This is a genomic window from Peribacillus sp. NPDC006672 (assembly GCF_050274955.1).
GTDB lineage: Bacteria > Bacillota > Bacilli > Bacillales > DSM-1321 > Peribacillus.
This window is the reverse complement of sequence record NZ_JBNNOR010000016.1, coordinates 81,698-85,868: the sequence shown is the minus strand read 5'-3', so window position 1 is coordinate 85,868 and position 4,171 is coordinate 81,698. Positions and strand designations below refer to the sequence as shown.

Below are 4,171 nucleotides of genomic sequence, written 5' to 3'. Positions count from 1 at the left end.
AGACGATTTCCATTCAAGTATCGAATGAGAATCGTCTTTTTTTAATTTGATTTACCGTACTAGTTAGAAAAACGTGAGTTTTTCAGCAGCCTCCTGGGTAGTGGCTTTTTTTTGTTTTTGTTTTTGTTTACCAAAGGGGGTTCGGAAGTGGCACACCGAACCAGATCCAGGATAAACCGTTTGTACTGTTAAGGAATTAATTATATATTAATCCTTGAGTACATTTATTCATGTATGAAAGTATGATGATGATAAGAAAAGCTCGGAGGGGACAATCATGAAAAATATTAATACAGAACAAGAATACCGTGAACAAATTAAACAAGAGGGACTGACGGTCGGGATTTTTACGACTACATGGTGTCCAGACTGCAAACGTTTAGACATGTTCATTGATGAGATCACCCAAGAACATCAAGACAAACAGTGGTTTACAATCGATCGTGACGAGTTTCCAGAGATTTCAGAAGAGCAAACCGTGATGGGAATTCCATCTTTATTGGTTTTTAAAAATGGCGAAAAGATTGCACACCTGCACAGTGCGAATGCTAAAACCCCAGAGGCAATCAATGAATTTCTGAATGACCTATAAAAGTTCTTGAAAGGTGAACCCCGCATGTTGTCATGCGGGGTTCACCTTTGTTTTTGGGACTCTCATTTAAAAATGTTCTCGGAATATCTTGCTGCCAGTTCTATTTCATTAAGCTTATTCATCCATATCCTTTTCTTTTTCAATGGCTTTCAATCCATTTTCCCCTGGTTTTTCAATCACATGTTTAAGGATGGATAGTTTGTTATCCCAAAAATGGTCGTAAAAAGAAAGCCACTGTTTTAATTCCGCTAAAGGTTCTGGCTGAAGCCGAAAGCGTTTCTCTCTTCCTACCTTCCGGCCGCTGACCAATTCAGCTTCGGAAAGGACATGAAGATGCTTGGCTATCGCTGTTCGGCTCATGGAAAAGTGAGAAGTGATTTCCGAAATGGGTAAATCCCCTTTAGCAAGCAATTGCAGGACCTTTCTGCGGGTTGGGTCGGCGATAGCCTGGAAAACATCATGCTTTTCTGCTGAAGACACTTAGCCCTCAACAACCTTTTTAAGTTTTAAATTAACGATCTGTTCCCAGCCACTTGCCATTTTATCGCGAACCACTGAGCTTTTTTCGTTCGGTTTCGGAAGAATCGTTTCAGGCTCTTTCCAACCACCATGAATAAGGGTAAACTCCGTTTTGCCATCCAGTTCTTTTAAAATGAATGAAACAATCCAACCGTCCGTATCCCAAGTGAATGAAAGCCGATGAGGAGCATCTAACTCCATTACCTTACAAGGAGATGGACCAAAAGGTGATTGCACATGGAACTCATGTCCCACTTTCGGTTGAAAATCATTTGGCATGAACCATGAAGCTATACCCTCGGCAGTCGAAACTGTATCCCAAACTTTTTGGATAGGTGCTTCAAGAATAACCGTCTTTTTGACATCTTGTAATGTATGTTGTTTTTCCATACTGATTCTCCTTTGTCATTGAAAAATATGAAACCAATTGGTTTTGCTTTGTTGATTATATAAAACCTTTTGGTTTCATGTCAAGGATTTGTTTCGAGCCATTCTTTTATTCCTGATTCCTTGAAATCAGGAATAAGGGACATTTTAATGAAGCAGACTGCTTAATTACCCAATTCTTCAATTTGTTTTGCCAGCCCTGTTAAATTATCGATTGATTTCATTACCTCTGAATTTTCCAATGCCTTAGGGTCGATTTGGTCATTTTCAATATTATTCAAGTATAATTCAATTCCATCTGAAAGCTGTTGATTTGAGCTGACGATTTTCTCATGGATGCCTTCAGCGATTTGGGGTGGTTCAGTTGCATTGAATTCTTCAATCTCCGTTTTCATCAATTGCAATTCTTTTTCAAGATTTCCCCTTGCTTCGGCATTCGTTACGGCATCTTGTGCCAATGCGGGCACCTCATTGGCAAATTCCTTAACGGTATTAATATATCCCGTCGCATTATCTGCATACTCCAATGATGAATTGACTTCTCCCAAAACCGAGCACCCGCTTAATATAAGGAAGAACAGAAAAACCATGGTCATTCTTTTTTTCATATATGCCTCCAATGTTATTTTATGGTGATGATCAGATGGGCAAGAATCTCTTTTTATAAATCGCTGCAATGGAATTCAGTATGAAGCCAGGGATTTTCTTCGGAAAAAATGACTTCGAATATAAAAGGTGAAAAGCACTTTTCAGGTCATGCCACTGATTACAGGATTTCAGTTGCTTAAACCTTGCAACGTCAATGATCTTCACCTTCATTTCGGAAGTGATGAAGATGTTTCGTAAATGGATATCCGAAGGGTTCAATCCCTCTTTCCTTGCTAATTGTAAGGCATGATCAATCTCCTCGATGTTTTTTTCCGTTATCGGGATTCCTAATGTTAAACATTCAAAAAGAGTGTTGCCTTCGATGTGATCTATAACCAAATAATTTACCCCCGCATCATATAGAGTTGGATAGTAATCGATGGCTTGAACGGTTTTGTATATTTCAGCTTCTACTTTTGCTGTGTGAGTATGGTCCGGGAAAAACACTTTTAGGGCTTTATTGGTGGAATGTATTCGAAATACATAAGCACTGCGGCCTTTTCCGATAAGTGATAAAGATTGGTCGGCATCAAGCAATATATGCTTTTTATCATCGGAAATCTTAACGCTTTGAGCTAATTCATAATAGTTTTGCATGCTTTTCACCTCTATTGTGAATTTTTTTCGAATCAAAAAAAGACGGTATAACCGATTGTTGGTTATACCGTCTTTTAAAAATTAAAAGACCTCACCAAATAATCGGCAAGGTCTTGCAAACAACTAAGATCAGTTGCCAATAAAGCCGAGGATAAAATCCTGTATTGACGACTTTATTGTATAGCTACTCCCCTTAACAGAAGGATTCATATAAGTATTTATAGTGATTATATAGATTATTGCCTCAATCCGTCAAATATAAGGATTGTATGTTTACCCTTTATGTATATTCGGTATATGCATAAAGATGTTCGTCCCCATAAATTAATTAACTGAATAAGTATTTCAATATACTTTATTTCGTCATCAAACTTGTGTATCGCTTCAAGAAACTTAGGAAATGAATTTTCATTTCAAATATGTCTATTAAATTAATTAAAAGTCTATTAGTTTACTATTTTATTACAAGTTCACCAATCTCTCTAAAGATTTAAAGTAATATGGTATGTTTTTAATGAATGAGGATAAATACCTATAATGTAATACTTAATTTAACCGATATTTAAATAAATGTTAAAAACATAATTCTTTAGTAGGGAGAATGAGATGAAGAAAAAATTAATTTTACCAACTTTCTGTTTTGCAGTGTTGTCTACAGTTGCTTTCGAAGAAAAAATATCTGCAGCTCCACTACATGCAGAACAGGCCAATATTGAAACAAGCGTCATGTTCGTCAATGTAAATTCCGGCTCGCTCAATATGAGAAAAACAGGTACTGAAAGTGCAAGCGTAGTCGCCAAGCTGGCAAAAGGCACACAGGTAACAGTGTATTCGGAATCCCAAGGCTGGACGAAAATAAAAGCCAATGGAAAAGACGGATATGTCAGTACCAAGTATCTATCGACGACAAAGCCTGGAACGGTAACCAAAGCTGCGGCAACCGTTAAAACGACGACGAAATATGTGAATGTCAGCTCAGGTTCACTTAATATGCGAAAAAGCGGTATGGAAAGTGCAAGCATAGTCGCGACGCTTCCAAAAGGAACACAAGTGACGGTGTATTCGGAATCCAATGGCTGGGCAAAAATCAAAGCCAATGGAAAAGACGGATATGTCAGCACTAAATATCTATCGACAACAAAGCCGGGATCGGGATCCACAGTAGTTACACCAGAAAAAACGACGACGAAATATGTAAATGTCAGCTCGGGTTCCCTCAATATGCGAAAAAGCGGTACAGATACTGCCAGCATAGTTGCGACGCTTCCAAAAGGAACACAAGTGACGGTGTATTCGGAATCCAATGGCTGGGCGAAAATCAAAGCCAATGGAAAAGACGGATATGTCAGCACTAAATATCTATCGACAACAAAGCCGGGATCGGGATCCACAGTAGTTACACCTGAAAAAACGACGACGAAATATGTG

Annotated in this window: 5 protein-coding genes and 1 pseudogene; 2 read left to right on the top strand and 4 right to left on the bottom strand. The window is 38.2% G+C overall.

The window, feature by feature from the left end; genetic code table 11:
* Positions 1-265: 265 nt before the first annotated feature.
* A pseudogene (locus tag ACQKKK_RS21485) lies at positions 266-592 on the top strand (thioredoxin family protein); the annotation flags it as partial.
* 114 nt (positions 593-706) lie between these two features.
* Here the strand turns inward: ACQKKK_RS21485 and ACQKKK_RS21480 are convergent.
* The 4 genes from ACQKKK_RS21480 to ACQKKK_RS21465 form a co-directional block, all read right to left on the bottom strand.
* Positions 707-1,072 (bottom strand): ArsR/SmtB family transcription factor, encoded by a 366-nt coding sequence (locus tag ACQKKK_RS21480; protein ID WP_427618936.1) that lies wholly within the window; start codon positions 1,070-1,072, stop codon positions 707-709.
* Positions 1,073-1,501 carry an SRPBCC family protein gene (locus tag ACQKKK_RS21475; RefSeq protein WP_427618934.1) on the bottom strand — a complete coding sequence of 143 codons (429 nt, stop codon included), beginning with the start codon at positions 1,499-1,501 and terminating at the stop codon, positions 1,073-1,075.
* A gap of 161 nt (positions 1,502-1,662) precedes the next feature.
* Complete coding sequence (locus ACQKKK_RS21470) at positions 1,663-2,106, bottom strand: DUF6376 family protein (RefSeq protein WP_427618932.1); 444 nt, start codon at positions 2,104-2,106, stop codon at positions 1,663-1,665.
* Between the two features lie 31 nt (positions 2,107-2,137).
* Positions 2,138-2,743: a protein kinase family protein gene (locus ACQKKK_RS21465; protein WP_427618930.1), complete on the bottom strand. Its 606-nt coding sequence runs from the start codon at positions 2,741-2,743 to the stop codon at positions 2,138-2,140.
* Positions 2,744-3,349: 606 nt separating this feature from the next.
* Here ACQKKK_RS21465 and ACQKKK_RS21460 point away from each other — a divergent pair.
* Positions 3,350-4,171: SH3 domain-containing protein (locus tag ACQKKK_RS21460; protein WP_427618928.1), on the top strand; the 822-nt coding region annotated here is incomplete at its 3' end.